This is a genomic window from Puia sp. P3 (genome assembly GCF_050632245.1).
Taxonomy (GTDB): Bacteria; Bacteroidota; Bacteroidia; order Chitinophagales; family Chitinophagaceae; genus Puia.
Genome location: NZ_CP192583.1, coordinates 897716 through 922799, shown reverse-complemented (window position 1 = coordinate 922799; position 25084 = coordinate 897716). Strand labels below are relative to the sequence as shown.

The 25084-nt window shown below is 55.7% G+C and carries 26 protein-coding genes and 1 pseudogene; 9 read left to right on the top strand and 18 right to left on the bottom strand.

All coding sequences use genetic code 11. The features are described 5' to 3' along the window. The first annotated feature begins 6 nt into the window (after positions 1 to 6). Together ACQ86N_RS05235 and ACQ86N_RS05230 are read left to right on the top strand one after the other, a co-directional pair. Positions 7 to 3660: a CheR family methyltransferase gene (locus ACQ86N_RS05235; RefSeq protein ID WP_431217998.1), complete on the top strand. Its 3654-nt coding sequence runs from the start codon at positions 7 to 9 to the stop codon at positions 3658 to 3660. A 9-nt stretch (positions 3661 to 3669) separates the two neighbouring features. Then, positions 3670 to 4065, top strand: coding sequence for a response regulator (locus ACQ86N_RS05230; protein ID WP_431214258.1), 396 nt, complete (start codon positions 3670 to 3672; stop codon positions 4063 to 4065). Here ACQ86N_RS05230 and ACQ86N_RS05225 read toward each other — a convergent pair. Together ACQ86N_RS05225 and ACQ86N_RS05220 are read right to left on the bottom strand one after the other, a co-directional pair. Beyond that, positions 4066 to 4799, bottom strand: a pseudogene (locus ACQ86N_RS05225) (SMP-30/gluconolactonase/LRE family protein). Further along, complete coding sequence (locus ACQ86N_RS05220) at positions 4774 to 4971, bottom strand: hypothetical protein (protein ID WP_431214257.1); 198 nt, start codon at positions 4969 to 4971, stop codon at positions 4774 to 4776. Before ACQ86N_RS05220 ends, ACQ86N_RS05225 begins: the two are co-directional and overlap by 26 nt. 334 nt (positions 4972 to 5305) lie before the next feature. Between ACQ86N_RS05220 and ACQ86N_RS05215 the strand changes: the two genes are divergently transcribed. The 3 genes from ACQ86N_RS05215 to ACQ86N_RS05205 all read left to right on the top strand — a co-directional run bounded on the left by ACQ86N_RS05215 (position 5306) and on the right by ACQ86N_RS05205 (position 7278). Then, complete coding sequence (locus ACQ86N_RS05215) at positions 5306 to 5863, top strand: MarR family winged helix-turn-helix transcriptional regulator (protein ID WP_431214256.1); 558 nt, start codon at positions 5306 to 5308, stop codon at positions 5861 to 5863. A 90-nt stretch (positions 5864 to 5953) separates the two neighbouring features. Next, positions 5954 to 6346, top strand: a complete 393-nt coding sequence (locus ACQ86N_RS05210) for a hypothetical protein (RefSeq protein ID WP_431214255.1) — start codon at positions 5954 to 5956, stop codon at positions 6344 to 6346. A 341-nt stretch (positions 6347 to 6687) separates the two neighbouring features. After that, positions 6688 to 7278 carry an alpha/beta hydrolase-fold protein gene (locus tag ACQ86N_RS05205; RefSeq protein WP_431214254.1) on the top strand — a complete coding sequence of 197 codons (591 nt, stop codon included), beginning with the start codon at positions 6688 to 6690 and terminating at the stop codon, positions 7276 to 7278. A gap of 30 nt (positions 7279 to 7308) precedes the next feature. Here the strand turns inward: ACQ86N_RS05205 and ACQ86N_RS05200 are convergent, their stop codons facing one another. Genes ACQ86N_RS05200 through ACQ86N_RS05190 form a run of 3 tightly spaced genes read right to left on the bottom strand, consistent with a single transcriptional unit; the run spans position 7309 to position 9024 of the window. Beyond that, complete coding sequence (locus tag ACQ86N_RS05200; RefSeq protein WP_431214253.1) at positions 7309 to 7692, bottom strand: VOC family protein; 384 nt, start codon at positions 7690 to 7692, stop codon at positions 7309 to 7311. Between the two features lie 9 nt (positions 7693 to 7701). Further along, positions 7702 to 8106, bottom strand: a complete 405-nt coding sequence (locus ACQ86N_RS05195; RefSeq protein ID WP_431214252.1) for a helix-turn-helix domain-containing protein — start codon at positions 8104 to 8106, stop codon at positions 7702 to 7704. Between the two features lie 6 nt (positions 8107 to 8112). Next, complete coding sequence (locus ACQ86N_RS05190; protein ID WP_431214251.1) at positions 8113 to 9024, bottom strand: SAM hydrolase/SAM-dependent halogenase family protein; 912 nt, start codon at positions 9022 to 9024, stop codon at positions 8113 to 8115. 67 nt (positions 9025 to 9091) lie between these two features. Here ACQ86N_RS05190 and ACQ86N_RS05185 point away from each other — a divergent pair, with 67 nt between their 5' ends. The 4 genes from ACQ86N_RS05185 (at position 9092) to ACQ86N_RS05170 (ending at position 12687) form a co-directional block, all read left to right on the top strand. Beyond that, on the top strand, positions 9092 to 9517 hold the full coding sequence (locus ACQ86N_RS05185; protein ID WP_431214250.1) for a VOC family protein: 426 nt from the start codon (positions 9092 to 9094) through the stop codon (positions 9515 to 9517). A 23-nt stretch (positions 9518 to 9540) separates the two neighbouring features. Next, the gene (locus ACQ86N_RS05180; protein ID WP_431214249.1) at positions 9541 to 9750 is read left to right on the top strand and encodes a hypothetical protein; all 210 of its coding nucleotides are present in this window, start codon (positions 9541 to 9543) and stop codon (positions 9748 to 9750) included. Positions 9751 to 9826: 76 nt separating this feature from the next. Then, positions 9827 to 10789: a hypothetical protein gene (locus tag ACQ86N_RS05175; RefSeq protein WP_431214248.1), complete on the top strand. Its 963-nt coding sequence runs from the start codon at positions 9827 to 9829 to the stop codon at positions 10787 to 10789. Then, the gene (locus ACQ86N_RS05170) at positions 10786 to 12687 is read left to right on the top strand and encodes a PDZ domain-containing protein (protein WP_431214247.1); all 1902 of its coding nucleotides are present in this window, start codon (positions 10786 to 10788) and stop codon (positions 12685 to 12687) included. The genes ACQ86N_RS05175 and ACQ86N_RS05170 overlap by 4 nt, the downstream gene beginning before the upstream one ends. Positions 12688 to 12762: 75 nt before the next feature. On the opposite strand, the gene ACQ86N_RS05165 is transcribed toward ACQ86N_RS05170, so the two are convergent. From ACQ86N_RS05165 to ACQ86N_RS05105, 13 genes are all read right to left on the bottom strand, one after another. Beyond that, positions 12763 to 13917, bottom strand: coding sequence for an AI-2E family transporter (locus tag ACQ86N_RS05165; RefSeq protein ID WP_431214246.1), 1155 nt, complete (start codon positions 13915 to 13917; stop codon positions 12763 to 12765). Between the two features lie 76 nt (positions 13918 to 13993). After that, positions 13994 to 15004, bottom strand: coding sequence for an ABC transporter permease (locus ACQ86N_RS05160; RefSeq protein ID WP_431214245.1), 1011 nt, complete (start codon positions 15002 to 15004; stop codon positions 13994 to 13996). Then, positions 14988 to 16130 (bottom strand): ABC transporter permease, encoded by a 1143-nt coding sequence (locus ACQ86N_RS05155; RefSeq protein ID WP_431214244.1) that lies wholly within the window; start codon positions 16128 to 16130, stop codon positions 14988 to 14990. Before ACQ86N_RS05155 ends, ACQ86N_RS05160 begins: the two co-directional genes overlap by 17 nt. Next, complete coding sequence (locus tag ACQ86N_RS05150) at positions 16115 to 16423, bottom strand: ABC transporter permease (protein ID WP_431214243.1); 309 nt, start codon at positions 16421 to 16423, stop codon at positions 16115 to 16117. The genes ACQ86N_RS05155 and ACQ86N_RS05150 overlap by 16 nt, the downstream gene beginning before the upstream one ends. Before the next feature lie 52 nt (positions 16424 to 16475). Beyond that, positions 16476 to 16904 (bottom strand): hypothetical protein, encoded by a 429-nt coding sequence (locus tag ACQ86N_RS05145; protein WP_431214242.1) that lies wholly within the window; start codon positions 16902 to 16904, stop codon positions 16476 to 16478. Next, positions 16886 to 17824, bottom strand: a complete 939-nt coding sequence (locus ACQ86N_RS05140; RefSeq protein ID WP_431214241.1) for a M20/M25/M40 family metallo-hydrolase — start codon at positions 17822 to 17824, stop codon at positions 16886 to 16888. The genes ACQ86N_RS05145 and ACQ86N_RS05140 overlap by 19 nt, the downstream gene beginning before the upstream one ends. Positions 17825 to 17882: 58 nt before the next feature. Next, positions 17883 to 18344, bottom strand: coding sequence for a hypothetical protein (locus ACQ86N_RS05135; RefSeq protein WP_431214240.1), 462 nt, complete (start codon positions 18342 to 18344; stop codon positions 17883 to 17885). Continuing rightward, positions 18271 to 20586, bottom strand: coding sequence for a glycosyl hydrolase family 95 catalytic domain-containing protein (locus tag ACQ86N_RS05130; protein WP_431214239.1), 2316 nt, complete (start codon positions 20584 to 20586; stop codon positions 18271 to 18273). The genes ACQ86N_RS05135 and ACQ86N_RS05130 overlap by 74 nt, the downstream gene beginning before the upstream one ends. Further along, entirely contained in the window at positions 20487 to 21437 is a 951-nt protein-coding gene (locus tag ACQ86N_RS05125; protein ID WP_431214238.1) for a glycoside hydrolase family 95 protein, read from the bottom strand. Before ACQ86N_RS05125 ends, ACQ86N_RS05130 begins: the two co-directional genes overlap by 100 nt. Then, positions 21434 to 21652 carry a hypothetical protein gene (locus tag ACQ86N_RS05120; protein WP_431214237.1) on the bottom strand — a complete coding sequence of 73 codons (219 nt, stop codon included), beginning with the start codon at positions 21650 to 21652 and terminating at the stop codon, positions 21434 to 21436. Before ACQ86N_RS05120 ends, ACQ86N_RS05125 begins: the two co-directional genes overlap by 4 nt. A 26-nt stretch (positions 21653 to 21678) precedes the next feature. Next, the gene (locus tag ACQ86N_RS05115) at positions 21679 to 22608 is read right to left on the bottom strand and encodes a hypothetical protein (RefSeq protein WP_431214236.1); all 930 of its coding nucleotides are present in this window, start codon (positions 22606 to 22608) and stop codon (positions 21679 to 21681) included. After that, complete coding sequence (locus tag ACQ86N_RS05110) at positions 22583 to 24745, bottom strand: glycoside hydrolase domain-containing protein (RefSeq protein WP_431214235.1); 2163 nt, start codon at positions 24743 to 24745, stop codon at positions 22583 to 22585. The genes ACQ86N_RS05115 and ACQ86N_RS05110 overlap by 26 nt, the downstream gene beginning before the upstream one ends. After that, on the bottom strand, positions 24687 to 25007 hold the full coding sequence (locus ACQ86N_RS05105; protein ID WP_431214234.1) for a hypothetical protein: 321 nt from the start codon (positions 25005 to 25007) through the stop codon (positions 24687 to 24689). The genes ACQ86N_RS05110 and ACQ86N_RS05105 overlap by 59 nt, the downstream gene beginning before the upstream one ends. Positions 25008 to 25084 lie beyond the last annotated feature (77 nt).

Here is a 25084-nt window from a genome sequence, read left to right as displayed (position 1 = left end):
GACGGCATGCCCAACAGCGTTATCGCCGCCGGTAACGCCGACTTTATCCTGCCCCCTCAGCCATCTGCAACGAGATACTCGATCATATCTCCCCCGCCCGCCCAGCTGTATAGCAACGATAAAAAAGACGAGCAGTTCCTCACATCGGTCTTTGACCTTATAAAGAAGCAGTCCGGCGTCGAATTTCATTATTACAAGACCCCGACAATCCTCCGGCGCATCAACCGGCGAATAATGCAGGGCAATTTTTCAGGCCCCGACCAGTACGTGTCGTATTTGCAGGAGAACAAAGACGAGGTCCGCCAACTGGGACAGGATTTCCTTATCGGAGTGACCCGGTTTTTCCGGGACAGGGAAGCCTTCGACCTGCTGCGGGAGAAGGTCATTCCAGCCATCATCGAAAACAAGGACGAGGACGATACGATCAAGGTCTGGGTCACCGCATGCAGCACCGGCGAGGAGGCCTATACGCTCGCTATGGTCATTGACGAGGTTCTCGGGAACAGCCCCAGAAATCTCAGCGTCAAGATATTTGCCTCCGACATTGACTCGGAAGCCATCCAGTTCGCTGCCATCGGCGAATACCCTTCCTCGATCGAAAAGGACATCGAACCCCACTTGCTCCGGAAATATTTTACCCGCACCGGCAAGACCTATACGATCATTCCACGCATCCGCAAACAGATAGTATTTGCCCGGCACAATATCATCAAGGACCCACCCTTCATCCGCAACGACCTGGTCAGCTGCCGCAATATGCTTATCTATATCAGCCCAATACTGCAACAACGTATTTTCTCTTTACTGTTGTTCGCTGCCGGTAGAGACGGATTCATCTTTCTCGGACCGAGCGAAAACTCCAGCCTTCTCAAAAAAGACGTCAAAGAGGTCAGTGGCAGGTGGAAGATCTACCGGAAGACCGCCGAAACAAAACCCAGCTACCATTACCAGCAGGGACTCGCGGAAGGATATACGAGCCGCACCGCCAAAGGCGCAAAGTCCGCCCTGCCGAAAGATACCCGCTCGCAGTCCATCCTATGGGAAGACTTCAGACAGGTACTGACGGAAGACCTTTCCTTTGTTGCAATTTACGTAGATAGCAATTTCGAGATCCGCGAGACCATCGGCCCCTACGAGAAATTCCTGACGCTCCCCCGCAGGCAGCTGCACCTCAACCTCCTCAGGATGGTCCCATCCGGCATTTCGATCCTGCTCAGCGCCGAGATCAGAAAGGCGGAAAAAACCAAAGAGAAGGCTCACCTGCGCAACATCCGCTATCTCAAGGACGACAAAATGGTGTCGCTGGAAATATTCATCCGCCCGGGTGCCGCAAACTCCTCCGAATCCTATACGATGCTTGCCATAAGGGAGACTGCCTCCGAGGAAGCAACCAGCAACGGCAACGGTCACACCTGGCAACACAACGGACACGAAGAAGAATACGTTCGCGCCCTGGAATCCGAACTAAACGAGACCAAGAACCACCTGCAACTGGCGATTGAAGACCTCGAGACCACCAACGAAGAACTACAGTCTACCAACGAAGAACTGCTCTCTGCGAACGAAGAACTGCAGAGTTCCAATGAAGAGTTGCAGTCCCTCAACGAAGAGCTCATCACGCTAAACACCGAACACCAGCTGAAGATCAAAGAGCTGATCGAGCTCAACGACGACCTCGACAATTATTTCCGTAGTACCGATATCGCCCAGGTATTCCTCGACGACAAGCTCCGTATCCGGAAATTCAACCCGGCCTCCTCCAGGATGATCAACTTCATCGAATCGGATATCGGCCGGCCTCTTACCCATATCTCGAATAATATCCGTTCGGAAAATCTTTTGGGTGACGCGCAGTCCGTGCTAAAGAATGGCCGGGCCCTCGAAAAGGAAGTGCAGCTGGTCGGCGGGAAGAACCTGCTCATGCGTATTATGCCCTATCTTACCCACGACGGCAGGAATGAGGGCGTGATCATCGCATTCATCGATATCACAAAGATCACGGACCTCAACAATATTATCCGGGGAGTGTTCAACTCCAGTCCCAGCGCCATATTCGCTTTCCAGGCCAGTCGCGACGCAGGCAACCACATCATCGACTTTGCACTGCTCTCATCCAACTACGCCGCCAACGCCATGGTACACAGGTCCAACGAGGACCTGAAAGGAGCTTTCCTGAAGAGTCAGCTGCCGCAGCTGACGACCAACGACCTCCTCAAAAAATATATGGAGGTTGTCGACGGGGGCAGGAATTTCCACGGTTTTATCCGGATAACAGAGGACGATAAATGGTACGAGGTCACCATCGTAAAGATGATGGATGGTTTCGTAGCCACATTCACCAATATTACCGAACGCAAACAGGCCGAAGAAAAATTGCGCTCCAATTATATGGAGCTGGTCTCTGCCCGGGAGACGCTCCGGCGACTGAATGCCGAACTGGAAGACAAGGTGGCCGAAAGGACCCGGGCGCTGGCCGTCAGCGAAGAACGATTTCGTCTCGTCTCCCGCGTCACCAACGACGCGCTCTGGGACTGGGACTTCGTCAATAACATCGTATGGTGGAGCGATACCTTCTTCCACCGGTTCTGCCACGAGATTCCGGGGAAGCCACCCGACCGGAATGGCTGGCTCCTGAGGATACACCCGGACGACCGCGCCGCGACGGAAGACAGCATCTATGCAGCCATCAACAGCCACCAGACACAGTGGAGCCGCGAATACCGTTTCCGCAGGGAGGATGGCAGCTACGCTTCCATCCTCGACCGCGCCTATATCCTGCACGACCCCAACGGCACGCCTTATCGGATGCTCGGCTCCATGCTCGATATCACCGACCTAAAGAAGGCCACCGAAGAACTCTCCCGCGCCAAACAGCTCCTGGAAGAGAAAGTAGCCGAACGCACCGCCCAGTTGCAACAGATGAACGAGGCCCTGGAGACGAGCAACCACGAGCTGCAGCAGTTCGCTTCCATCGCTTCGCACGACCTTCAGGAACCACTGAGAAAGATCCATATGTTCGCCAATGCCATCCGCGAACGGTATGACGGGCAAATGCCCGATGACGTCAGGACCCATTTCAACAAGATCGTGCGTTCCACCGACCGCATGCGGGCGCTGATCATCGACATCCTCAATTTCTCCCGGCTCTCTGCCGAAGTCTCGTTCTTCAAAAAAACCGACCTTAAGGTCGTATTCGCAGAGGTCGTGGACGACTTTGAATTAAATATCCGGGAAAAGAAAGCAGAACTCACCGCGGGCGATCTGCCGGAGATCGATATCCTGCCCGGGCAGATCCGCCAGGTACTGCACAACCTTATCAGCAACGCCCTGAAATTCAGTAAACCCGGCGTCCCACCCATCATACGACTGGATGCCCAATGCATACGCGGCAAGGATTTCAACAGCCCGGCCGATCCCTATGGCGACTACTATCGGTTCACCCTGACTGACAATGGCATCGGCTTCGAAGAAAAGTTTGCCGATGACGTCTTCAAACTCTTTCAGCGCCTTCATTCCAAAGACCGCTTTGAAGGCACGGGCATAGGTCTTGCAATAACAAAAAGATCATCGAACGACACAATGGCACTATCGCGGTCCACAGTAAAGAGGGTGAAGGGACCATTTTTGAGTGGATATTGCCAAAAAAACACTGATTTATAACATCAAGTTATGTTGAAGTACAAAAAAATCCTACTTGTAGACGACGACGCCGACGATCGTCAGATCTTCGAAGAGTTACTACATGAACTAGACCCCGACTCCATTATCAACAACGCCGAGAATGGTCTTGAAATGGTAGCTATACTTAACAATGCCGCGGATGACGACCTCCCTGGCCTGATCATCCTCGACCAGAATATGCCCAGGATGACCGGGAAAGAAAGCCTCTTATTTCTCAAGGCGCAGCCGCGGTACAAGAATATCCCAACCATCGTCTACTCCACCTATCAGGTGCGGGACTTCTACAAGGAATGCCTCGAACTCGGAGCCCAGGACGTAGTAGCCAAGCCGGATACCATGCAGGCCTATCGGGAAATGATCGAACAGTTCTTAGTCACGCACTAACTATTCTACGCCCCTTACCCTCATTGGAATTGTATAAATTCCCGTGGACGCTGTAATGAACAACGTCTTCCTGTCCCCACCCCCAAAACACAAATTTCCCACCCATTTTTCGGGCACCGGTATATATGCTACCTTCCTGCCCAAAGCGCTGTAGACCGTAACCCCATTGCCGGTGAGATAAACATTTCCTTTTGCGTCCAGCGTCATTCCGTCGGAGCCCTTGCCGCAGAATAACTCCCGGTCCGACAGCCGGCCGCCGGACCCGATGCTGTATTTATAAGTTTTTCCTGCTCCAAGGTCCGATATGTAGAGATAGCGCCCGTCCGGCGTACCCACGATACCGTTAGGCTGCTTTAAGCCATCCGCGGCTATCACGGCCTCCGTTGCACCCGGAGCCAGGTAGTACACGTTCTGAGCATCGAGGTCGGGCTTTGTTCTCGTCCAGTAATCCCGCTGATAATAGGGATCGGTAAACCAGATGCCCCCCGCGGGTCGATCCAGAGATCGTTAGGGCCGTTAAACCTCCTTCCTCCAAGCCCCTTCAGCAGGACGCGAACTTTTTTATTTTTATCGATCGCCCACAACTGATCGTTCTCGTCGGCACAGGCGACAAGCCGGCCCTTCCGGTCGAAATACATCCCGTTCGACCGACCAGCGCTGTCCATGAACAGCACCAGCCGCCCGTCCAGGCGCCATTCCCATATTTTATTATTGGGCTGATCTGTAAAAAAGATATTGCCTTTCGGGTCGACTGCCGCGCCTTCCGTGAACGAGAACTGCCCTCGGTACCTGCTCCAGAGCCCCGCCGACTATACCCGCGGTATCGAAACCGGGCTGCTGCGCTATCGCAGGTCCGCCCGCAATCACCCCCGCGGCCACTGCTATTGTCCATAAGAATTTTTTCATAGTCCAAATTTTCAGCAATATACGGCAGACGCCCTATACCCTCCCGGGCTCCAGCGCTTCTATCACGAAACCGGCCAGGTCAATAAGCCAAAACTGCCAATCCCGCCCGAGGGAAAAGAAGACGATAAGGCCGAGCAAAATATTTTCCATAATGAAACAATTTTGTTCTAATTAGGAAAGTGAAAATAAACAATATCGGTTCAATATGCAGCATTTTTGTCGGATATTTTTTATAATTTGCACCAAAATTGGTGCATGGGCTTGTCCGCTTCTTCCATAATGCCTTTATTATCAAAGCTGGGAAGAGTATCTCAACCAGTTCCCCGACGGGGATATGACTGGTTTTGCCCGGTGGATCCTGGCAGAGACGGCCGAAGCCGGCGCAGCGACAACCGCCAAACCTGATGCGACAAGTGCCGAATCCGCACCAACCGCCGTGAACGCGGAGACCGACACCACAGCCCGGACCATCCTCCTCATCACCAGGCTACACCGCATCCTCCAATTCCGCAGCAAGCCCATCGTCAAATACCTCGGCTTCACCAAACCCCAGGAGTTTGCCATGCTCGTCCAGGCGGCCATCATGAACAACCCCAATAAAAAACAACTCTGCCAGGAAATGCTTATTGAAGGCTCCACCGGCGTCGAGATCACGAAAAGACTTGCGGCAAAAGGCTTTCTGAAAGAAACACCGGACGCCGACGACAGACGTTCCGCCCTGCTCAGCCTCACGGAAAAAGGCAAACAAACACTCCTGCAGGGCTACACGAAACTCAACCCTGTTCACGCCGAATTCCTGGCGACGCTGACAGGAGAAGAAAAGAAGCAGCTCGTATCCATGCTCGCCCGGCTGAACGAATACCACACGCGCCAACTGCCCCCGCTGTCCTAGCCAACTGCGCCCGTTATCTTAATTTTATCAATTGGTCGAAGCGGTCCGTTATCCTTACTTCCACTTATATTTGATAGACAAACCCCGTCTATGGTCTGGTATGAGAACGAAGTCCAGCGGCTAGAAAAAGAAAGGACGTCCTTGACCTACGATCCTAAACTGCTCTTTTATGGCAGCTCGTCCATTCGCCTGTGGGAGAGCCTGTACGAAGATTTTGCACCCTGGCAACCCGCCAATTTGGGTTTCGGAGGTTCGACCCTCGCGGCCTGCGACTGGTTCTTCGACCGGCTGCTAACCCCATTCCGCCCTTCTTCCATCATCGTGTATGCCGGAGACAACGACCTGGGCGACGGCCGCCACCCCGAAGAGGTGTTCATCTTCTTTCAGCAGGCTGGTCACCCGCACCCGTCAGCGCTTTGGCGATATCCCGCTGGCCTTTATCTCCATAAAACCCAGCATCACCCGCTGGAACATCGTCGATAGTATCCGCTACACGAACAGAATTATCGAAGAAGAAATTACCAGGCAAGGCAACAACCTGCACTTTATAAATGTCTATAATAGGATGACCGATAACTCCGGTTATCCGAAAAGAGAATTTCTGGACCCCGATGGACTGCACATCAACGCGAAAGGCTATGCTTTATGGAAAGAGATCATATTGCAATATCTATCTGCCCGGACGCCATGAGAAGAGAATATCATAAATGGTTCAGCCCCTCTTTGGAACGAGACATGGAACTGCTGGTCTTTGGCCACGCAGGCGATCCCATCCTTTTTTTCCCACACGCACCGCCCGCTTTTTCGACTATGAGGACTGGCACGTGATCGAAGCCCTACGGAGAAAGATCGAGGCAGGAGCCATCCAGATCTGGTGCGTCGACAGCGTAGACAAGGAAAGTTTCTATTCCAGACACCTGCATCCCGCCGAACGCATCCTGAGGTACCTGCAATACGAAAAATACATCCTCACCGAGGTCCTCGAGCGCATCGGGAACGCCAACCCTCATGCCACGATAGTGGCCGCCGGCTGCAGCCTCGGGGCATACCACGCCGCCAACCTCGCCTTCAAACACCCCACCCTGTTCCATAAAGTAGTAGGCCTCAGCGGCCGCTATGACCTTACCAGCTCGATGGAACATTTCGACGACCTCTTCGAGGGCTACCGCGACGAGAATATCTACTACAACATGCCCAGCCAGTTCATCCCCAACCTGAACGACCCCATGCTGATACAACAGCTGAAAGCACTGGAGATAATCTTTGTGATAGGAGAAAAGGACGTCTTCATCGACAATAACCGCGCCATCAGCAACGCCCTATGGGAAAAAGGCATCTGGAACGCCCTGCACCTGTGGGACGGAGAATCCCACAAGGCCAAATACTGGAGACATATGGTGCAGTTGTACTTCTGAGAGCCGCGGCCGCCCGCCCGGGAGCCAAATTCACACCTGAAATATCTGCAAATAATTCCCACACCCATCCGCAAACGTCGCAATCGTCGACGGCCCCATCTGCGTCGGAGGAATCTTAAACTCCACACCCCTTCCCTGCAACCTCCGGTATTCCTCCTGTATGTCCTCCACCTTGAACATCGTAGCAGGTATACCCGCGTCGAAAAGGGCTTTCTGAAATACGCGCGCCGGCTCAAAACCCATCGGCTCCAGCAACAACTCCGTACCATCGGGCTCCTGCGGCGAGACCACGGTCAGCCACGAATGCTCCCCCATCGGAATATCTCTTTTCTTTATAAAACCCAGCACCTCCGTATAAAAATGGAGCGCCTTCTTCTGGTCGTCGACCATTACATGTGCTATTGCTATTTTCATGACCCGAAGCTATCGATCTTTTACCTCCGCCCCCGTCTTCAAAATTGCTTTTTTCAGCATCGACGGCGTCTTACCCCAGTATCGTTTGAACAGTCCCTTGAAGGACGAGATGCTGTCGAATCCCACGGCCCCGCATACCTGCGAGACGGGCAGCCCCTCCGCAAGCAGCCGCCTCGCTTCCCGCAGACGCACCGCCGTCAGGTACTGGTGCGGCGTCATCCCGTAGTGCTGTTTGAAAAGCCGCAGGAAATGAAACTTCGAGACAAAAGCCCTGCCGGCTATCGACGACAGGTCCACCGGCCCCTGATACTGCCGGTCGATGTATTCCTTCGCCTCTACGATCCGCCGGCTCAGCTCGGGCCGGGGATACAGCATGGCGCTGATCCTCCTTACTTCCTGCTCATAAAAGGTCATGGCCGATTATTTTTTACGCACCTCTACCCGCCATTCTCCGCCACTGCCGATCTTATTGCCTGCGGCAAAATCGCCCTGATTGAGCGCAAAGGACAGCTGCAGCAGACTGTTCAGGTAGGCCAGCGGCTTGCCCACCGGCACAGAGCCAAACGTTGACGTATAGGGCATATCTCCCTTATAGACCTCCTTTCCCTGATGGAAGATGCGAACATCCACAGATTCACCAAAGGACACGTGCAGTTGTCCAAATAATTCGCCGGGGATATTCGTCCATACATTACCGTATTGCACGTCCAATACAGGTATAGTCCCCGCAATGACCGACCCCTTCAGTTCAGCCTTCTGATAGGGTATCGATACCACCTCCTGTCTGGGTAGCAGAGGGCCCACCTGCTCGAAGCTGATGACTCTTGCCGCAAGCCTCGCGGCCGTATAGGAATATACGTCCCGGCCATGGAACGTATAAGAATTCCTCGACTCCGGGCGCCTGTTCACCGACTCATCGATCTCCCTGATCTCGGATATACCAAGCGTCTCGGCGATCAGCGTCAGCGTCCCATTGTCCGGCGTTACGACAAATACCCCCGTCTTCGTCCTCAGCACTACGGACTTTCTCGCCGTCCCCACTCCCGGGTCTACCACGGAGACGAATACCGTCCCGGCCGGCCAGTAGGGTACGGTCTGCTGCAACCGGTAAGCCGCCGCCCAGATATCATAGGCGGGTATCTCATGCGTGAGGTCAAAGAGTTTCAGGTCAGGCGAAACGCCCATTGCCACGCCCTTCATTTCCGACACCGCGCCGTCCTTCAGGCCAAAATCGGTCTGGTATACAACGATCTTGTTTTGCGACCGTCCACACAGTCCCAGCACCAATAATCCAGAAATCGCGACAGCCCTTATGAGCCTTACTTTCAGCATAGGTTAAATGTTTTATCTTTAAGGCATCGTCCCGGCAAAAGCACCGGCACATACAATAATTGAAAATATGAAAAAAATCACACCCTTCCACGTCGCCGTCCCGGTCTATGATCTGCAGGAAGCCAGAACCTTTTACCGCGAGGTCCTTGGCTGTGAAGAGGGGCGCAGTTCGGACGCATGGGTGGATTTTGATCTGTACGGCCATCAGTGGGTGATCCATCTGAAACCAAGGCCCGCCGCCGAAGGCCTTCACTCCAATCCCGTCGACGGACACGACGTTCCCGTCCCCCACTATGGCGTGGTCCTCGAATGGGACCAGTGGCACGAGCTGGAACAGCGCGTCAGACAACGCGGTATCCGATTCGTCATCGAGCCCTACATCCGGTTCAAAGGTCTTCCCGGTGAACAGGCCACCATGTTCTTTCTCGATCCCTCGGGAAACGCCCTCGAATTCAAGGCCTTTCAGGACATCAGTCAATTGTTCGCAAAATAGCCCGCCGATCAAATATCATCATTATGAAAAGAACTCCATTAACCATCCTATCCTTCGTGTGCCTTTTCGCCACTACGGCAAAGGCACAGACCAATGCCGCACTTTTCCGCTATCCCGACGTATCTGCGACGCAGATCGTCTTCACCTACGCCAACGACCTGTGGGTCGTTCCTAAGGAAGGCGGAAAAGCGATCCACCTCAGTTCGCCCGCCGGCGTCGAGGTCTTTCCCTAAATTCTCGCCCGACGGCAATACCATCGCCTACACCGCCAACTACGACGGCAATAACTCGATCTATACCATTCCGACAATGGGTGGCATCCCCTCCCGCATCACATGGTACAGCGGAGCCGAAAGGGTCGTCGACTGGTATCCCGACGGCAAGCGCCTGCTCTTCGCTTCGGGCCGGCAGAGCGGCCGCGAACGCTTCAACCGGTTCTTCTCCATCGCTGCGGCAGGCGGACCCGCCGAAACGCTGCCAATGCCCTACGCCGAGTACGGCTCGCTCTCTCCCGACGGGACACAACTCGCCTTCACCTACACCTCACAGATAGGCCGCAACTGGAAACGCTACCGCGGCGGCTGGGCGGGCAAGATCCACCTCTTCCACCTCAACGGTTATGCCGACGAGAATATTTCCGCGGGCACCGACGCCGACGAGGAACTGCCCATGTGGCACGGCAACAGCATCTACTTCCTTTCCGACCGTGGCGATGAAAAAAGAATGAACCTCTGGGAATACGACATCACGTCCAAAAAATTTACCCAGCTGACCCATTTCACCGACTATGACGTACACTATCCCTCCCTCGGCCCCGACGATATCGTCTTCGAGGAAGGCGGCTCCCTCTTTCTGTATTCGCTCGGCGCTCACCAGTACAAACAGGTGTCCGTACAGCTGGTCAGCGACGAGTCCGCGCTGCGCCCCAGCCTCCAGCCAACGGAAAAGCTCATCTACAACGCATTCGTCGGTCCCGACGGCAAACAGGTGTTGTTCGAGGCGCGCGGCGATCTCTATTCCGTCCCGGCCGAGGATGGACCGGTGATCGATCTTACCCAAAGCTCCGGCGTGGCCGAACGCTTTCCCGCCTGGTCTCCGGACGGCAAATACATTGCCTACTGGTCGGACCGCTCGGGTGAATACGAGCTCACGATCCGCGAAGCAGGAAAGAATACCCCCGAAAAAAGCTCACGTCCTACGGCCCGGGCTTCCGCTACAATCTCTACTGGTCACCCGACGGCAAAAAACTCGCCTTTATCGACAAGGCGATGAAGATAAATATTTATGACCGCGGCACCGACCAGACCACGGTCGTCGACCACGGCACCTATATGACCGACGGCCCCTTACAATCCTTCAAGGCAAGCTGGTCTCCCGACAGCCGCTGGCTGGCCTATGGCCGCGACCTGCCAAACACCCACAGCGCGGTATTCGTCTACGACTATTCCGGCAAACAGCTCCACCAGGTAACGTCGCCCTTCTACAGCACCAGCAGCCCGGCGTTCGACCCCTCCGGCAAATATTTGTTCGTTGCCACCAATCAGTCGTTCGAGCCGCTGTACAGCGACCTGGACAATACCTTTATCTATCCCAATTCAACGAGACTCGCGGCGATCGTCCTGCAAAAGTCCACGCCTTCTCCACTGTATCCGAAAAGCGATACGGTAGCCATTAAGAAGGAGGAAGAGAAAACCGCCGCAGCGGACAAGAAAGCAAAACCACCAGTCGTCCCACCCGCGTCGAAGCCATCCGCGCCCGAAGTAAAGATCGACTTCGACGCACTGGAGAGCCGGCTGATCATCCTGCCGGGTGAAGCGGGTAACTACAACAATCTCCAGGCGGCCGAGGGCAAACTGCTCTATCTGCAGCAACCCAATACGGGATCGGGCCTGAAGGCACAGGCCCTCCGGTTCTACGACATCGACAAACGAAAGACAAAAACTATCCTCGAAGACGTGGGGGCTATCGAGCTGGCCGCAGACGGCAAACACATCCTCGTCGAAAAAGATCACGGCTATTTCATCGTAGCCGCCGACGAAGGGCAGAAAATGGAAAAGAAACTGCGGACCTCCGAGATGCAGCAGTGGGTCACTCCCCGCGAGGAATGGCGCCAAATATATACCGACGCCTGGCGGCTCGAGCGCGACTATTTCTATGACGCGGCTATGCACGGCGTCGACTGGGCAAAGGTACGCACGCAATACGGCAAACTGGTCGACGAAGCCTCTACCCGCGAGGAAGTTGACTTTATCATCGGAGAAATGATCGGCGAGCTCAACTCTTCGCATACCTATCACGGCGGGGGTGCGATCGAAGAGACCAAACGCGCCTCGGTCGGCTATCTCGGCGTCGACTGGACCCCCGAAGGCGACTACTATAAGATCAAAAAGATCATCCGCGGGGCTTCATGGGATGCAGAGGTCCGGTCGCCGCTGTCACAACCAGGCGTCCCCGTCAAAGAGGGCGACTATATACTCGCCGTTAACGGCATTCCGCTTACTACAAAGACCGACGTCTTTGCGCCCTTCGTCAACCTCGCGGGCAAGTCGGTGGAAATTACATACAGCAGCAGCGCTGGCTGGAGCGGCGCACATACGGTCGTCGTCCAGCTGATGCCGACTGAGTTCAGGTTGCGCAATCTGGCGTGGATAGAAGAGAAAAGAACGAGGGTCGAAGCGGCCACCAACGGCCAGGTGGGATATATCCACGTGCCGAGCACAGGCCTCGACGGACAGAACGAGCTCATCCGGCAGTTCACAGGCCAGCTCGAGAAGAAGGCGCTGATCATCGACGAACGATTCAACAACGGCGGCCAGATACCCGACCGGTTCGTTGAGATGCTCAACCGCAAGCCGCTGGCCTTCTTTGCGACCCGCGATGGTGCAGCCTTCCAGACCCCTCCGGCAGGTAATTTCGGAGCCAAGGTCATGCTGATCAATGGATGGAGCGGCTCCGGCGGCGACGCCTTCCCCGACTATTTCCGCAAGGCAGGCCTCGGCCCCCTCATCGGAACGCGCACCGGGGCGGTCTTATCGGCATCAGCGGAGCTCCCGGTCTTATCGACGGCGGCAACGTCACCGTCCCCACCTTCCGGATGCTCAACCCCGATGGCAGCTGGTTCAAAGAAGGACACGGCGTCGACCCCGATATCCTCGTTCCGGAAGACCTGACCCAGGGCTCCCGTGGCAGGGACAACCAGCTCGAACGCGCCATTTCCGAAGTAACCGAACTAATGAAGAAAGCATTTACGGCTCCGGCCCGCCCGGCCGCTGAGCCCCGCTAATGGTGTAAGCGTACCGCTTACCCGGCGAATGGCCGCCAGCGTCAGCTGATGGCCATTCTTTTTTCTGTAACCACGAAGTAAAAAGCGTATAAAAAACCGCCATTATAATGGCACCTTTAAACATTCCCGTAAACCCCCACGCCGCCAGCCCCCCAATCACTCCCAGAAACATCACCAGAAAAGGCAGCTTCCCCCCACTACGCGCGATCAGCACCGGCTTTAAAAATCCATCGATGACCAGCAGTCCTATTCCATAGATGATCAAAAATACCGTCATCGCCGTATGCCCCTGCATCGCCGACCAGATGACAAGCGGCACCCATACCAGCAACGGCCCCACCTGTATCAGCACCAGAAAGAACACGGCCCCCGCAAGGACCAGCGAAAACGAAACACCCGCGATCGCCAGCCCGACCCACGCCAGTATCGCCGCAATAAATGCCGTCCCCATCATGCCGATAGAGACGCCCCTGATCGCCTGCGTGGTAGCCGCCAGCAGAGTCAGGCCATCCCTCCGGCCCAGCAGGTGGGCGACGGTCGCCTTTATCGGCTGAAGTATCTTGTCCCCCGAGACCAGGAAGAACGCCGAAATAACTATTCCAACTACTACCTGGAGAATGGTGCTGATCATCCCAACGCCGCTGGCCAGCACACGACGCAACAGCATGCGGACCTGCTCTTCATGATGGGTTATCGTATCCCTCGGACTATCCTGCAGCTGCTGCCAGAAAGCCTGGATATCCGATCCGACGACCGGAAGCCTGATGATCCATTCCGGCAATGGCGGAATACCGCTGGCCCTGATACGGCCGATCCATTCGATAGCCTCCCTGATATGGGCTCGCACCGCCCCAACGATCAGGATGACGGGCAACGCGACAATAGCGACGAGCAGGATGGAATAGACAACGGCCGCGAGCTTGCGCCGGTTGCCGACAAGGCGGACCAAACGTTCAAATATACCCGAAAAGGAGACGGAAAAGATCAGCGCGAAAGTCAGGACGCCGAAGAAGACCTTCAGCACGTCATACAATGCCAGCATCAGGCTCAACAACAATAGCAGCACCAGAATGGTCTCTATAATACTACGGGAGTTGTTTTGCATAGATTTGCTCATAATTCAGGGCTTGCGACTAAAGTTAATATAAATTTTAGCGCAAACATAGACCCCGGCCGGGCAGGCTCTCCATGGCTCACTCCGATCGTAAACTCTTTACAGGATTTGCCAGCGCCGCCCTCACCGCCTGAAAACTCACCGTCGCCAGCGCGATCGATACCGCTAGCGCAGCCGCCAGCGCGAATACCTCCCAGCCAATACTGATCCTGTAGGCGAAATCCTGCAGCCAGCCGTGCATGGCCCACCACGCCAGTGGAAAAGTCAGTATGGCCGCTACCAGCACCAGCCGGAGAAAATCTTTTGACAGCAGCGTAATAATTCCGCCGACACTCGCACCCAGCACCTTTCGGATGCCGATCTCCCTCGTTCGCTGCTCCGCCGCGTATGCCGCCAGACCAAAAAGCCCCAAACAGGCGATAAATATAGCCAGCAGCGAGAAGGACAGCGATATCCCTCCCATCCGCTGTTCGGCCTTATAGATGGAATTGAACTGGTCGTCCATGAAGACATAGCTAAACTCCTGCCCATTCGCCAATTTCCGCCATTCCATTTCCGCCTGTTTCACCAGCCGCGAAAGATCGCCACCCGTACCAAGCCGCAGCGCTATACTTCCCCTGTCGTTGTGCAGGAACAAACCCACCGGCGTCACCACCTGCCGGAGGGAGTTGAAATTAAAATCTCTTACTACCCCTACCACATGAAATTCGATCAGCTTCTTGCTCGTCGCACTCTCCAGCTCATAGAGTTTGCGGCCAATTACGTCTCCGCCACCCATTAGCTGTACGGCCGCCTGGTTAATGATGACACCATTGGAGTCGGTCGGAAAATCCTTTGAAAAATTCCTTCCCGCCGCCATATCCATTCCAAGAACCGGGATATAACTCTCATCGATGTTCCAGTCCTGCATCGATATAGCCTTCTTCGGGTCCAGGTCGGGCGTAAAGAAAAAGGCATCGTCATTGCGCGAATCCGACGTTGGCAGAAAACCCGTCATGGTCACGCCTTTTACACCGGGCAGCTTCAGCAGATTGTCTTTATAGGCCCTGACCTTGTTACCCAGCGTATAGGAATTATTGATGATCAGCACCTGCTCCCGGTTGAAGCCCAGCGACCGCTCGCGGATATAGCCCAGCCTGCCGGTAGATAACCGCAGTACCCACGATAAGAAAGATCGAGATACCGAACTGAAAGACGACCAGCGAGTTTCTCAGCCAGCTGGTCTTGAAACCCGAAGCCAAATTCCCCTTCAATACCGCAATAGGACGGAACGCCGACAAAAAGAACGCCGGATAACTACCGGCAAGAATGCCAACCACCACAACCAGCACGAGTATCGACGGCGCCAGCCAGGGCCGGGAGAACAGACCGATCGACATATGCTTCCCGGCAAGATTGTTGAAGACGGGTAACAACGCCCACGCCAGCCCCAGCGCAAGCAGCATGGATACCAGACTGATCAGCAGGGACTCCATCATGAACTGCGAGACAAGATGGCCGCGCAAAGAGCCCAGCACCTTGCGGACACCCACTTCTTTGGCACGGTTGGCCGAACGCGCGGTCGACAGATTCATAAAGTTGACACAGGCGATCAACAGTATGAACAGGGCTATCGCGGAGAAAATATAAACGTACTGGACATTCCCGTTAGCCCCCAGTTCGGAGGTCTTATTGCTGTGCAGATGTATCGAGGTCAGCGGGGTCAGATAAAAGCCCACGAAATTGCCGCTTTTAAAGAAATCATCCAGGGAGGTGTTCACCACACTCATCAGCAGCGGACCGACATATTTGCGGACCATCCCCGGCAACTTCGCTTCCAGCTTTTTGGGATCCGCACCCTTCCGCAGCAGGACATACGTATTGAAATTATTGCTTACCCACTCCGTCGTGCTCTTTGCCTCGTTCGATTCCGAAAGGCTTACAAAAATATCGAACCGGAAATGCGACTGCTCCGGCATATCCCTGATAACGGCCGTCACCTTGTAGGGTATGCTGTCGTTGACGATCAGGTTGCGCCCAACCGCCGGCGCATCCCCAAAATATTTTTTGGCTATCTTTTCACTGATGACGATGGTACGTGGCTCGACCAGCGCCGTATGCGGGTCCCCGGCCAGCACAGGCAGCGTGAACACATCGAACAGCGTGGAATCCGCATGTATAACCGCGTCTTCGCGGATATTCTGATTCCCTTTCTTCACGGTCAGCCCCCCGTACATCCGAAAACGCGTTTCCTTCTCGACCTCGGGAAAATCCCGCAGCATCGCGGGGCCCGCCGGCGCCGGCGCAGTTGCCAGAATGAAATGATTCCCCCGAATTTGATGTCCCCATCCAGCCGGTAGATCCTGTCTGCATTCTCATTGTACTTGTCGTATCCCGTTTCGTCCATTACGAATATCAGGATCAGCAGACAGGTCGAAAGGCCAATGGCCAGGCCGACGATATTGATGGCAGAAAAACCCTTGTTCTTCCACAGGTTGCGGAGCGCAGTCTTGAAGTAGTTGGAAAACATAGTTGAAGGTTAATCCCCTTGGACGCCTATCACGGGAAAAAGGTTACACCCGCTATCTCCCCGGCAAGGGCACTACGGGTAAACTCTCGTTCCCATTCTCACTAACACTTTGAACAGCAAAGAAATAATTGTCTTTCGAAAAGGGTAATTTAATATCAGTCGACGCGGAGAATATTTTCTTCTGCCAGACCGCGCTGGTGGTCTCCCGCATCAGTATATAATACCCCTTCACCTTACCATAGGCCGGCGCCTTCCAGCTGAGCTGCGTCCCGTTGGTCAGGCTGCGCACCTCCACCCGCACCTCCTGCGGCATCCCCGGCGACTTCGCAAGGTTCGCCAGACTGGCCGGGTTCATGGCCGTATTCTTCCGCAGGTATTCGAAATCCATAAACTCGGCCAGGTCGCCATAAACAACCCCTTTCTCCGTCCGCACGTCCTGGTGCTGGTGATTGTAGTTCTCATTCATCTCGGTGATCCGCACCGCCGCATAGCCGTTCTCGACATAAGGTGAATGATCTCCCCGCGCAGGAATCTGTCGTTCCTGTAGACCATCACAACCTCCAGATTGTCCACATACCGTTCCCCAACCTCCTTTACATAACGCGCCAGCTGCCTGGCCGCCCCATCGTTCTCCAGCCCCAGCTGCCTGATCTGTTTGGCCTGCTTGTCCAGATCGTAGGCAGGCAACCCTTCGCTGAAAACCCTCACGCGCGTATTGTCGATGATATTGGTCTCGTTGCTGTTATTGCTGCCCATGATATCGTTGTTCAGCACCGCTTCGATAGTACGGCCCTGCGCCTTCGACTTCCTTGCCATATACCCCGAACCCAGCAACCCCTGCTCTTCCCCACTGACCGTGACAAAGACGATCGTCGCAGGGAAAGAATGCCTGCTCATCACCCGCGCGCACTCCATCACCGCCGCGCTTCCGCTGCCATCGTCATTGGCGCCCGGCGCATCAGCCACTCCATCCATTACGTCCGTCCGCCGGCTGTCCAGGTGACCGCTGATAATAAAGATCCGGTTGTCGCTGGGGTCGGTCCCCTTCAGGGTCGCCACCGTATTGCCCAGATTGATCGGCTCCTTCACCCGTCGGCCATCCGCCGCATAGGTAGTAGTATCCACAAATGCCGTCAGTCGTCCGCCGGATGCCGCCGCAAACTGGTTGAACTTCGACAGCACCCACTCCCTGGCGGCCCCGATGCCCTTTTTCCGGTCAGTGACCGAACTCACGGTGCTCCTCGTCCCAAAGGACACCATCGTTTTGATATAAGACTGAAGGGAATCCGCATTCACTTCTTTTATCATATTTGCTATCTCGGGGTCTCTGTCGACGATCACCTGTGCGTGTCCGGTAAAGAAGCCGGCGAAAACAAGGACTGTAAGAATATATTTTCTCATATGCAGTAGCCCCCGGGATTTGGCCGGGGGCTATCACAAATATACTATCTCCGTGTTTTTATCTGAAACTCAAATGCACGCTTCCGCCATTTCCATCAACCTTCACCGATACACCCCCGCCATTGAGGCTGCCACTAATGCGGTGCTTGTCCACGTCCCCTTTGAAATTTGTCATCGCCGTGGAGTGTACCTGGTCGCCCGAGATATTCAGGTCCATACCCTTGTCTTTCGGGAGCTCGAGCGTGATATTGCCGCCTGAATTGGAAAGATCGACAAATTTTGCCGGGTTGATAGTGACATGAATATTGCCACCGCTGGTCGAGGCCGCCAGACTACCGTTCATATTATCGAAATCTATATTGCCGCCCGAAGTCCGCGCCTGCAGGTCACCCGTAACATTCGTGCCGCCGACATGACCGCCGGACGTCGTTGCCCTGACGTTACCTTTAACATCTGCCAGGTCGAGATTGCCGCCCGAAGTCTGGAGACGGATCGTCCCTTCGCAGTGCTGCGCGCTCATGTTGCCGCCGCTGGTCTGAAGGTCGATATTGTCTTTCGAATTGACGATCGCGACGTTGCCGCCCGAGGTCCGGCCGGTGATCATACCGCCTCGGCTGGTCGATATGTAGATTGCCGCCGCTGGTCCTGAAGTCTTCTTTCCCGGAAAGATTCGCCAGATCGATATTGCCGCCACTGGTCTTCAGCGAAGAGCCGACCGCCGAAGGCGTATGGATCACGAAAGAGATCGACAACGTCCTGTTCCAGTTGATATCGCGTATCTTATGCTTAGCTATCGCCTTCAGCGTTCCGCCCTCGAGGCCCACCGTGAGGTCGAACTGCTCGTTGAGACGCTGCTGTATCTCTTCTTTGGAGACCTCGCGGCCGTTGTTGGACTTTATATATACCTCGATGCGGGCTTCCCCTGACGACTCACCCATTACCGATATATTCCCACCGGAAGTCTCGGCCTCCACCTGATGTACGGCGTCGCGGGGAAAAGATTTTTGCATATAGGGAGTCTGCGCACTTAGTGTGATAAAGGGCAGACCGCAAGCTAACGCGATAAGAATACGCTTCATATAGTAGATGTTTTTGTTAAAGTCACCGCCTCGTGAACAATGTTGCACGCGACTGATATCTACTACGTCCCGCTGAGATAAAAAGTTACATTTTCTTTGGTGTCCAGTTCCAATACATAGCCCGCCCCATCCTTCCCTCGATCGCATTTCATTCATTATCAGGGGCGTGCCGCTGTGGATGACGACCTTCCCCCGAGCCTCGAAAGAACCCTCGGCCCAGACCAGCCGGCCGTTCTTCCAGTTCATATCCACCACAAATCCGCCCCTTCCGGCCAGCCCCGCCACCGAACCGCCTGCCCACGCATCCGGCAGGGCCGGGAGGAGGTGAAGGTCCCCGTCCTGGCTCTGCAGCAGCATCTCCGCTATACCCGCCGCACCCCCAAAATTACCGTCTATCTGGAAAGGGGGATGTGCGTCGAACAGATTGGGATAAGCGCCGCCGCCTTCGCCGCCACCCATGCGGATCTCGTTGACCCGTGTGAGCCGCAGCAAATGCCGGAATAGTTGATAAGCATGGTTGCCGTCCAGCAGCCTCGCCCAGAGATTGACCTTCCAGGCCATACTCCAGCCGGTGCCTACATCCCCTCTCAGTATCAGCGACTGCTTCACCGCAGCGGCCAGATCGGGGGTCCGCGCCACGGATATTTCGTGTGCGGGATACAGGGAGTAAAGATGCGATACGTGCCGGTGGTGCGGGTCGGGGGAAGCATAGTCCTTGTACCATTCCTGCAACTGGCCCTGGCTGCCGACCTGATAAGGCATCAGACGGGCGCGCAACGCCAGCAGACCGGAGAGGCTGGTATCCCCCAGCACGCTATCCGCGGCAGCCAGATTGTCGAGCAGGTCCCGGATGATCCCCATATCCATCGTGGTCGCGACCGAAACATCAGCGACCTTATCGTCTTTATAGATAAAATCATTCTCCGGCGACATCGACGGCGCCGTCACCAGACGCCCGCGCGCATCCGGTATCAGCCAGTCTCCGATAAATTCCGCCGCACCCTTCATCAGCGGCAGTGCCGTATCTTTCAGGAACGTCCTGTCACCAGTGTACAGATAGTGCTCCCAGAGATGCCTTACCAGCCAGGCGCCGCCCATCGGCCAGTTGGCCCATTTCGGCTCACCCCTGCCCTTGTCTCCGACCGGGGTCGCCATCGCCCATATATCACTGTTATGATGGACTACCCACCCTTTCGCACCGTAAAATTCCTTCGCGGCCCGGGCGCCCGTCACCGACATGTCCCCGATGAGGCCGATAAGGGGTTGCACCATCTCCGGAAGGTTGCACTCTTCCGCCATCCAGTAGTTCATCTGCAAGTTGATATTGGTCGTATAGTTGGAGCTCCACGGAGCCCGCAACTCGGCATTCCAGATACCCTGCAGGTTGGCAGGTACACCCGGAGTCCTTGAGCTGCTGATCAGAAGATACCGGCCGTACTGGAAATAGAGTGCTTCCAGACCGGGGTCGGCTGCGCCTTTTGTGTAGGCGGCGAGCCGCTCGTCGGTGGGTAGTGCGGATCCGATGCCCAGATTCAGCGTCACTCTGTCAAAATAGTTGTGCATGTCCGTTAGATGCCTGGACTTTAATTCGTCATACCCCAGTTGAACCGCCTTTTCGATAACCCCTGCCTCCTCGACACTTCCATTGGGACACTGGTCGTAACCCCTGAATCCCGTCCGCATCGAGACGCATATAGCACAACTTCCGAAGCCCTGCTGACTGCTATACCTGCCGTGTCTACGGTCACTGCCCCATCCCTGCTCACCGCCCGCATGGACATCGCCCAGGGCATTCCATGGCAGCTATCCACATCGTCATCAACGATGGGTTGTTTGGTATAGTCCACATAGCTGGGATCTACATGCGCCGGAGCCTTTCCCCGCATCGTCCAGACACTGTCCTTCGCCGCATGGCTGTTCCGCAGAAGGCTCGAGGCGCCAAGCCTCAGGCTGATGGCGCCCTTTCCACTGCTGGTCCACCTGATCACCATCACCTGGTCCGGCGCCGAGACGAACACATCCCGAATATATTTCACTCCGTTGACCGTGTAGGCAGTACGCGCAATGCCATCGCGGATATTCAGCTCTCTCGAATAAGAGGCGGGCTTCCCGGTCTCCTGGTGTAGCTGCAGATCGCCCAGAGGCAGATAGCTCTCCGACCAGCCCCCCTGCATCTTCCTCGCCAAACGCCCGGCCTCTTCATAGTTCTCCGTGAACAACGCCATCCTAAGTGGATTCAGATACTGTTTCGCTTCGGGGTTCACACCGTCGCGGACCGGACCTCCCGACCAAAGCGTCGCTTCATTCAGCGATACCACCTCATCGCCCACCCGGCCATAAACCATCCCACCCATCCTTCCGTTGCCGACGGGCAGAGCCTCCGTCCACACGTCCGCCGGACGCCGGTACCACAGCCGGTTGTCCTGCGGCGCCGGAGCCCCGGGCTTCTGCAACCCCGCGGCGCCGGGCTTCCCCTGCGCAAAAACCCCGACCGTCATGCAAGTCAGGGTAAAAAAGGTCAGATAATACTTCATGGATTCTTACTTTCTTTTTGATAGATCTCGCCGATCTCACCGTCAGACAAGGCCTCCTGGAAAATCCTCGGCCTCCGCACCTTCCCCTTATAGATCCGCTGCCCGGGAAATTCCTCATTGCCTCCGATCATCCACACATTCTCTCCCCCGGATAAATGTACAGTTTTTTCCAACGGCGTAAAGCCCCGCCGCACACCGTCAATATATACCTTCAACCCGCTGTCATCACAAACCCCGGCTATCAGATGCCAGTGCCCCTCCCAGTCGGACGGCAGGTCGACGGTGCAGTCCCCCTTCCCCAGCCACCGGCGAAGAAAGTCGGCTGGCGGCCATCCACGACCTGAAGGACGTGATTGTCACCGTTGGTAAATATATCCGTCAGACCCCGGCCGCTTTTTTCCGGATATACCCACAGCAGCATCGTCAGCCGCCGGCCCAGATCATTCAGGCTGTAACTGCCCGGCAGACGCACCAGTCCGTCCGAAACAACCCCGTTATTCCCAAAACCCGACCTGTCTTTCCAGCCTCCGTCCAGATCGAGCACAAGGGCCGAGGCCGCGCTGTCGTAAACCCTGAAACGCCTCCGGCTATTACCTACCCAAAGTTGATGCCAACCCCGCGAGCCCACCCTCCACGACATCCGGCGCGAGCTCCGCTCTCCCGCCCCCAGCCGCATAGTATCCACCGCTACCGGCTTCCCATCCACCATGACCGGAACCCGGAAACTCCCGGGATTCCAGCCGACATTTTGAGCCACAAACGACAATCTAACACTATCGCCTATCCGAAATACTGCCCGCATATCCAACTCCTGCACTTCCGGTGCCGAAGGCAGCGGAACACCAGGCTCGGGGGCCACGGTAAGGACTCCCGCCCCCGCACTATCCAGACAAACCCGAAACTCACCCTTCGGATACCACCTGAACCGTATCGAATCCTCAATTCGCATGCCCGTCCCGGCCAGACAGTTAACACTGCCCACCACACGTCCGCCGACAAAAAGACGAAGGACCCTCACACCCTCGACTCCCTTATTTTCGATAAAGAACTTCACCATATTGACCTGCCCCGGACGCACCCGGGACGACGCCAGCCTTACCCCCGAAACTATAAATTCCGGTCGCCGCCTTTCCGGTGCCTCTACCCTATCTCCAATTACCAGCTCCACCACCGGCAGCGATCATACTATGAGGAATCGTCAACCCATCATAACCACCCCCGCCCCGCCTGATCACCAGATCTGTTCCTCCCGCCAGGTGCAACACCACCTTCTCAAACAACGGCCTTCCGACCGCATATTCCGCCCGCCCGGGACACCAGGGGAAAAAGCCCAGCGCGCTGAATACATACCAGCTCGACATCGCCCCCAGGTCATCATTACCCGGCAGGCCCCCCGGCTGGTCGGTATACCGGTGGTGCATGATCTGATCCAACCAATACACCGCCAGATCATGCCTGCCCGCAAAATTGAAAAGGTAAGGAAGATGTAATACGGTCTCATTGTCGAATACGATCCTTCTGTCCCTCAGCGCGGAGTCCAGCCGGAGTGCAAATTCCCCGTCCCCGCCCATCATATCGATCAGCCCTTCCACATCCTGCGGCGCAAAATAGCTGTATACCCAGGCGTCCCCTTCCTTGTATCCCGTGTTGCCCGGCCTTACCCGGAAAGAGTCCCCCGCACGCGGCAACAACAGCAGGGACGGAACATACAGGCTCTTCCGCCAGCCCATCGAGCGGCTTTTCAACACCCCCGCCTTCTCCCCATCACCCATGACCAACCCCGCGTACTGCCCGAGCACCCAGTCGTCGTACGCATATTCCACCGTGCGGGTCACCGACTCCGGCCAGGTCATCGGCACATACCCGCTGTCAGCATACACCTGACGGTCTTCCTGCTGGAAAGGTCCCCTGACGAGACTCTTCATCATGGCTTCATAGGCGACACCCGCATCCACCGCCCTTACCCCTTTCAAATACGCGTCCACCAATATGGATACCGCATGATTCCCGGTCATCGACTCGGTCGGAAGATGCCCGTATTTGCGATAGATCTCCATCATCGACCGCATCATCGCCGCCTGCCTTTCCGGATACAACAGGGTCAGCAAAGGATGCAAACTCCTGTAAGTATCCCAGGGAGAAAAATTACCATAGCCACCGCCGGGCGCCACCCAGGGCACCAGCAGCGAATGATACAATGCGGTATAAAATATCGTCTTGTCCCTGTCACTTTCCCCATCAACATCCACCACCGACAAGACCTTATTCCATTTCTGTTTAACGGAGGCACGCATCCCTTCAAAATCACTCTCCTCCCCGCCGACCCACACCAGTATCGGTCCCGTTCCCGCCGGAAAAGAAAAGACCTCTCCTCCCTCCACAGATCGGATGGACAGATATCGCTCGCTAAATCCGAAATGCAGACCCGCGGTGTCACCGACAAATATCCCGCGCGCAACTCCCGCGGGAAAGGTCATTCTGAAAAGGCCGGACAGGGTGTCCGCCGTCGCCTCGACAAGGGTACCATCATCGCGTAGCCGAACCCGGTAGTACCCCGGCTCAGCCATCTCGTCGGCGTGCGAGAAAGCGCGGGCAACCCTTCCCTTCGGAAGGCTACCACCCCGAACTGGCATTACAAAAAACCTCCCCGCCGAACCATTGGGAAACCCGCTCGGATGACGCATACAACTAAACATACGTATCACGCTGTCCCCATAGTCATACCCGCCGCCAGCTCTCGTCTCAGGCGAAAGCTGTATATACCCCCACGGCGCCACTGCCCCCGGATAGGTCCCACCCTCATTACCCCAGCGAGTAAATACGTCACTTTTCGCCGTACCGATAAAAGGATTGACCCACCGCACAAGGTCCACAGCCTCCGCAGCCCGGCTGCCACCGACAGCCCCAAGCCCTTTCAGCACAGAGACCTTCCTGCTCGCAGCCGTCTCCAATCCGATGTATACACGGCTCGCATCCTTTCCGTCCTCGTCAAATATCTCCAGGCTATTCTCCCCTGCCCGCAACCAGCACTCGGGTATATAAAGCCCATTCACCGGTATCTTCTCCGGATACCGGCCAAGATTATGCCCGTTCACCCACACAGAGCCGTGCCCAAGGCCATCCGGTACCACGCGCCAGATACTCACCCAACCCCGGTTAGCCGGCACAGTAAATTTCGTCTTCCAAAGCACCGGCCCCACGCCAAAACCACCCCCGCCGCCCCAGGCCCACCTTTCATCTTCCAGCCCCTCACCTCTGCCGGCGACGCCCAGGGCGAAAACCGCACCGGCTGATCGATCCCCCCTCATTGCTATAGTTCTCAATAAATACCTTCAGCCGCACCGGCCTCCGCATCGTATCTATCCGGTCGAGCAACACGCTAAAAGGCGTATTCCATCCTTCGTGGCGTACCAACCTTCTGTCATTAATATACACGTCCGCATTTTCGTCGACGCTGGCAAACCTCAGCTCGGCCTGTCGCACCCCCGGCGCCACATCCGGCAGCTCCGCCTCAAACCACGCCTTCCCCGCCTTCTTGTCAAAAACGTCATCGCCTATCTTATATGGCACCCAAACGCCTCCCTTCAACACCCGCCACCCATCCAAAGTCCTGACCGCCGGCTTCCCCCTACCAGCAGGGCTCTTCC

Bases quoted from the DNA above. Each gene is read 5' to 3' on its own strand.
- ACQ86N_RS05155 (WP_431214244.1), bottom strand. From the start codon at position 16,130: ATGTACGGGGGGCTGACCGTGAAGAAAGGGAATCAGAATATCCGCGAA.
- ACQ86N_RS05235 (WP_431217998.1), top strand. From the start codon at position 7: ATGCCCAACAGCGTTATCGCCGCCGGTAACGCCGACTTTATCCTGCCC.
- ACQ86N_RS05190 (WP_431214251.1), bottom strand. From the start codon at position 9,024: ATGCTGAAAGTAAGGCTCATAAGGGCTGTCGCGATTTCTGGATTATTG.
- ACQ86N_RS05130 (WP_431214239.1), bottom strand. From the start codon at position 20,586: ATGCGGACGGGATTCAGGGGTTACGACCAGTGTCCCAATGGAAGTGTC.
- ACQ86N_RS05110 (WP_431214235.1), bottom strand. From the start codon at position 24,745: ATGAGGGGGGATCGATCAGCCGGTGCGGTTTTCGCCCTGGGCGTCGCC.
- ACQ86N_RS05170 (WP_431214247.1), top strand. From the start codon at position 10,786: ATGAAGATAAATATTTATGACCGCGGCACCGACCAGACCACGGTCGTC.
- ACQ86N_RS05195 (WP_431214252.1), bottom strand. From the start codon at position 8,106: ATGACCTTTTATGAGCAGGAAGTAAGGAGGATCAGCGCCATGCTGTAT.
- ACQ86N_RS05135 (WP_431214240.1), bottom strand. From the start codon at position 18,344: ATGAGCGCGCAGCACTGCGAAGGGACGATCCGTCTCCAGACTTCGGGC.
- ACQ86N_RS05175 (WP_431214248.1), top strand. From the start codon at position 9,827: ATGGGTGGCATCCCCTCCCGCATCACATGGTACAGCGGAGCCGAAAGG.
- ACQ86N_RS05210 (WP_431214255.1), top strand. From the start codon at position 5,954: ATGGTCTGGTATGAGAACGAAGTCCAGCGGCTAGAAAAAGAAAGGACG.
- ACQ86N_RS05200 (WP_431214253.1), bottom strand. From the start codon at position 7,692: ATGAAAATAGCAATAGCACATGTAATGGTCGACGACCAGAAGAAGGCG.
- ACQ86N_RS05185 (WP_431214250.1), top strand. From the start codon at position 9,092: ATGAAAAAAATCACACCCTTCCACGTCGCCGTCCCGGTCTATGATCTG.
- ACQ86N_RS05215 (WP_431214256.1), top strand. From the start codon at position 5,306: ATGACTGGTTTTGCCCGGTGGATCCTGGCAGAGACGGCCGAAGCCGGC.
- ACQ86N_RS05165 (WP_431214246.1), bottom strand. From the start codon at position 13,917: ATGAGCAAATCTATGCAAAACAACTCCCGTAGTATTATAGAGACCATT.
- ACQ86N_RS05125 (WP_431214238.1), bottom strand. From the start codon at position 21,437: ATGAAGTATTATCTGACCTTTTTTACCCTGACTTGCATGACGGTCGGG.
- ACQ86N_RS05150 (WP_431214243.1), bottom strand. From the start codon at position 16,423: ATGTTTTCCAACTACTTCAAGACTGCGCTCCGCAACCTGTGGAAGAAC.
- ACQ86N_RS05140 (WP_431214241.1), bottom strand. From the start codon at position 17,824: ATGAGAAAATATATTCTTACAGTCCTTGTTTTCGCCGGCTTCTTTACC.
- ACQ86N_RS05220 (WP_431214257.1), bottom strand. From the start codon at position 4,971: ATGAAAAAATTCTTATGGACAATAGCAGTGGCCGCGGGGGTGATTGCG.
- ACQ86N_RS05180 (WP_431214249.1), top strand. From the start codon at position 9,541: ATGAAAAGAACTCCATTAACCATCCTATCCTTCGTGTGCCTTTTCGCC.
- ACQ86N_RS05230 (WP_431214258.1), top strand. From the start codon at position 3,670: ATGTTGAAGTACAAAAAAATCCTACTTGTAGACGACGACGCCGACGAT.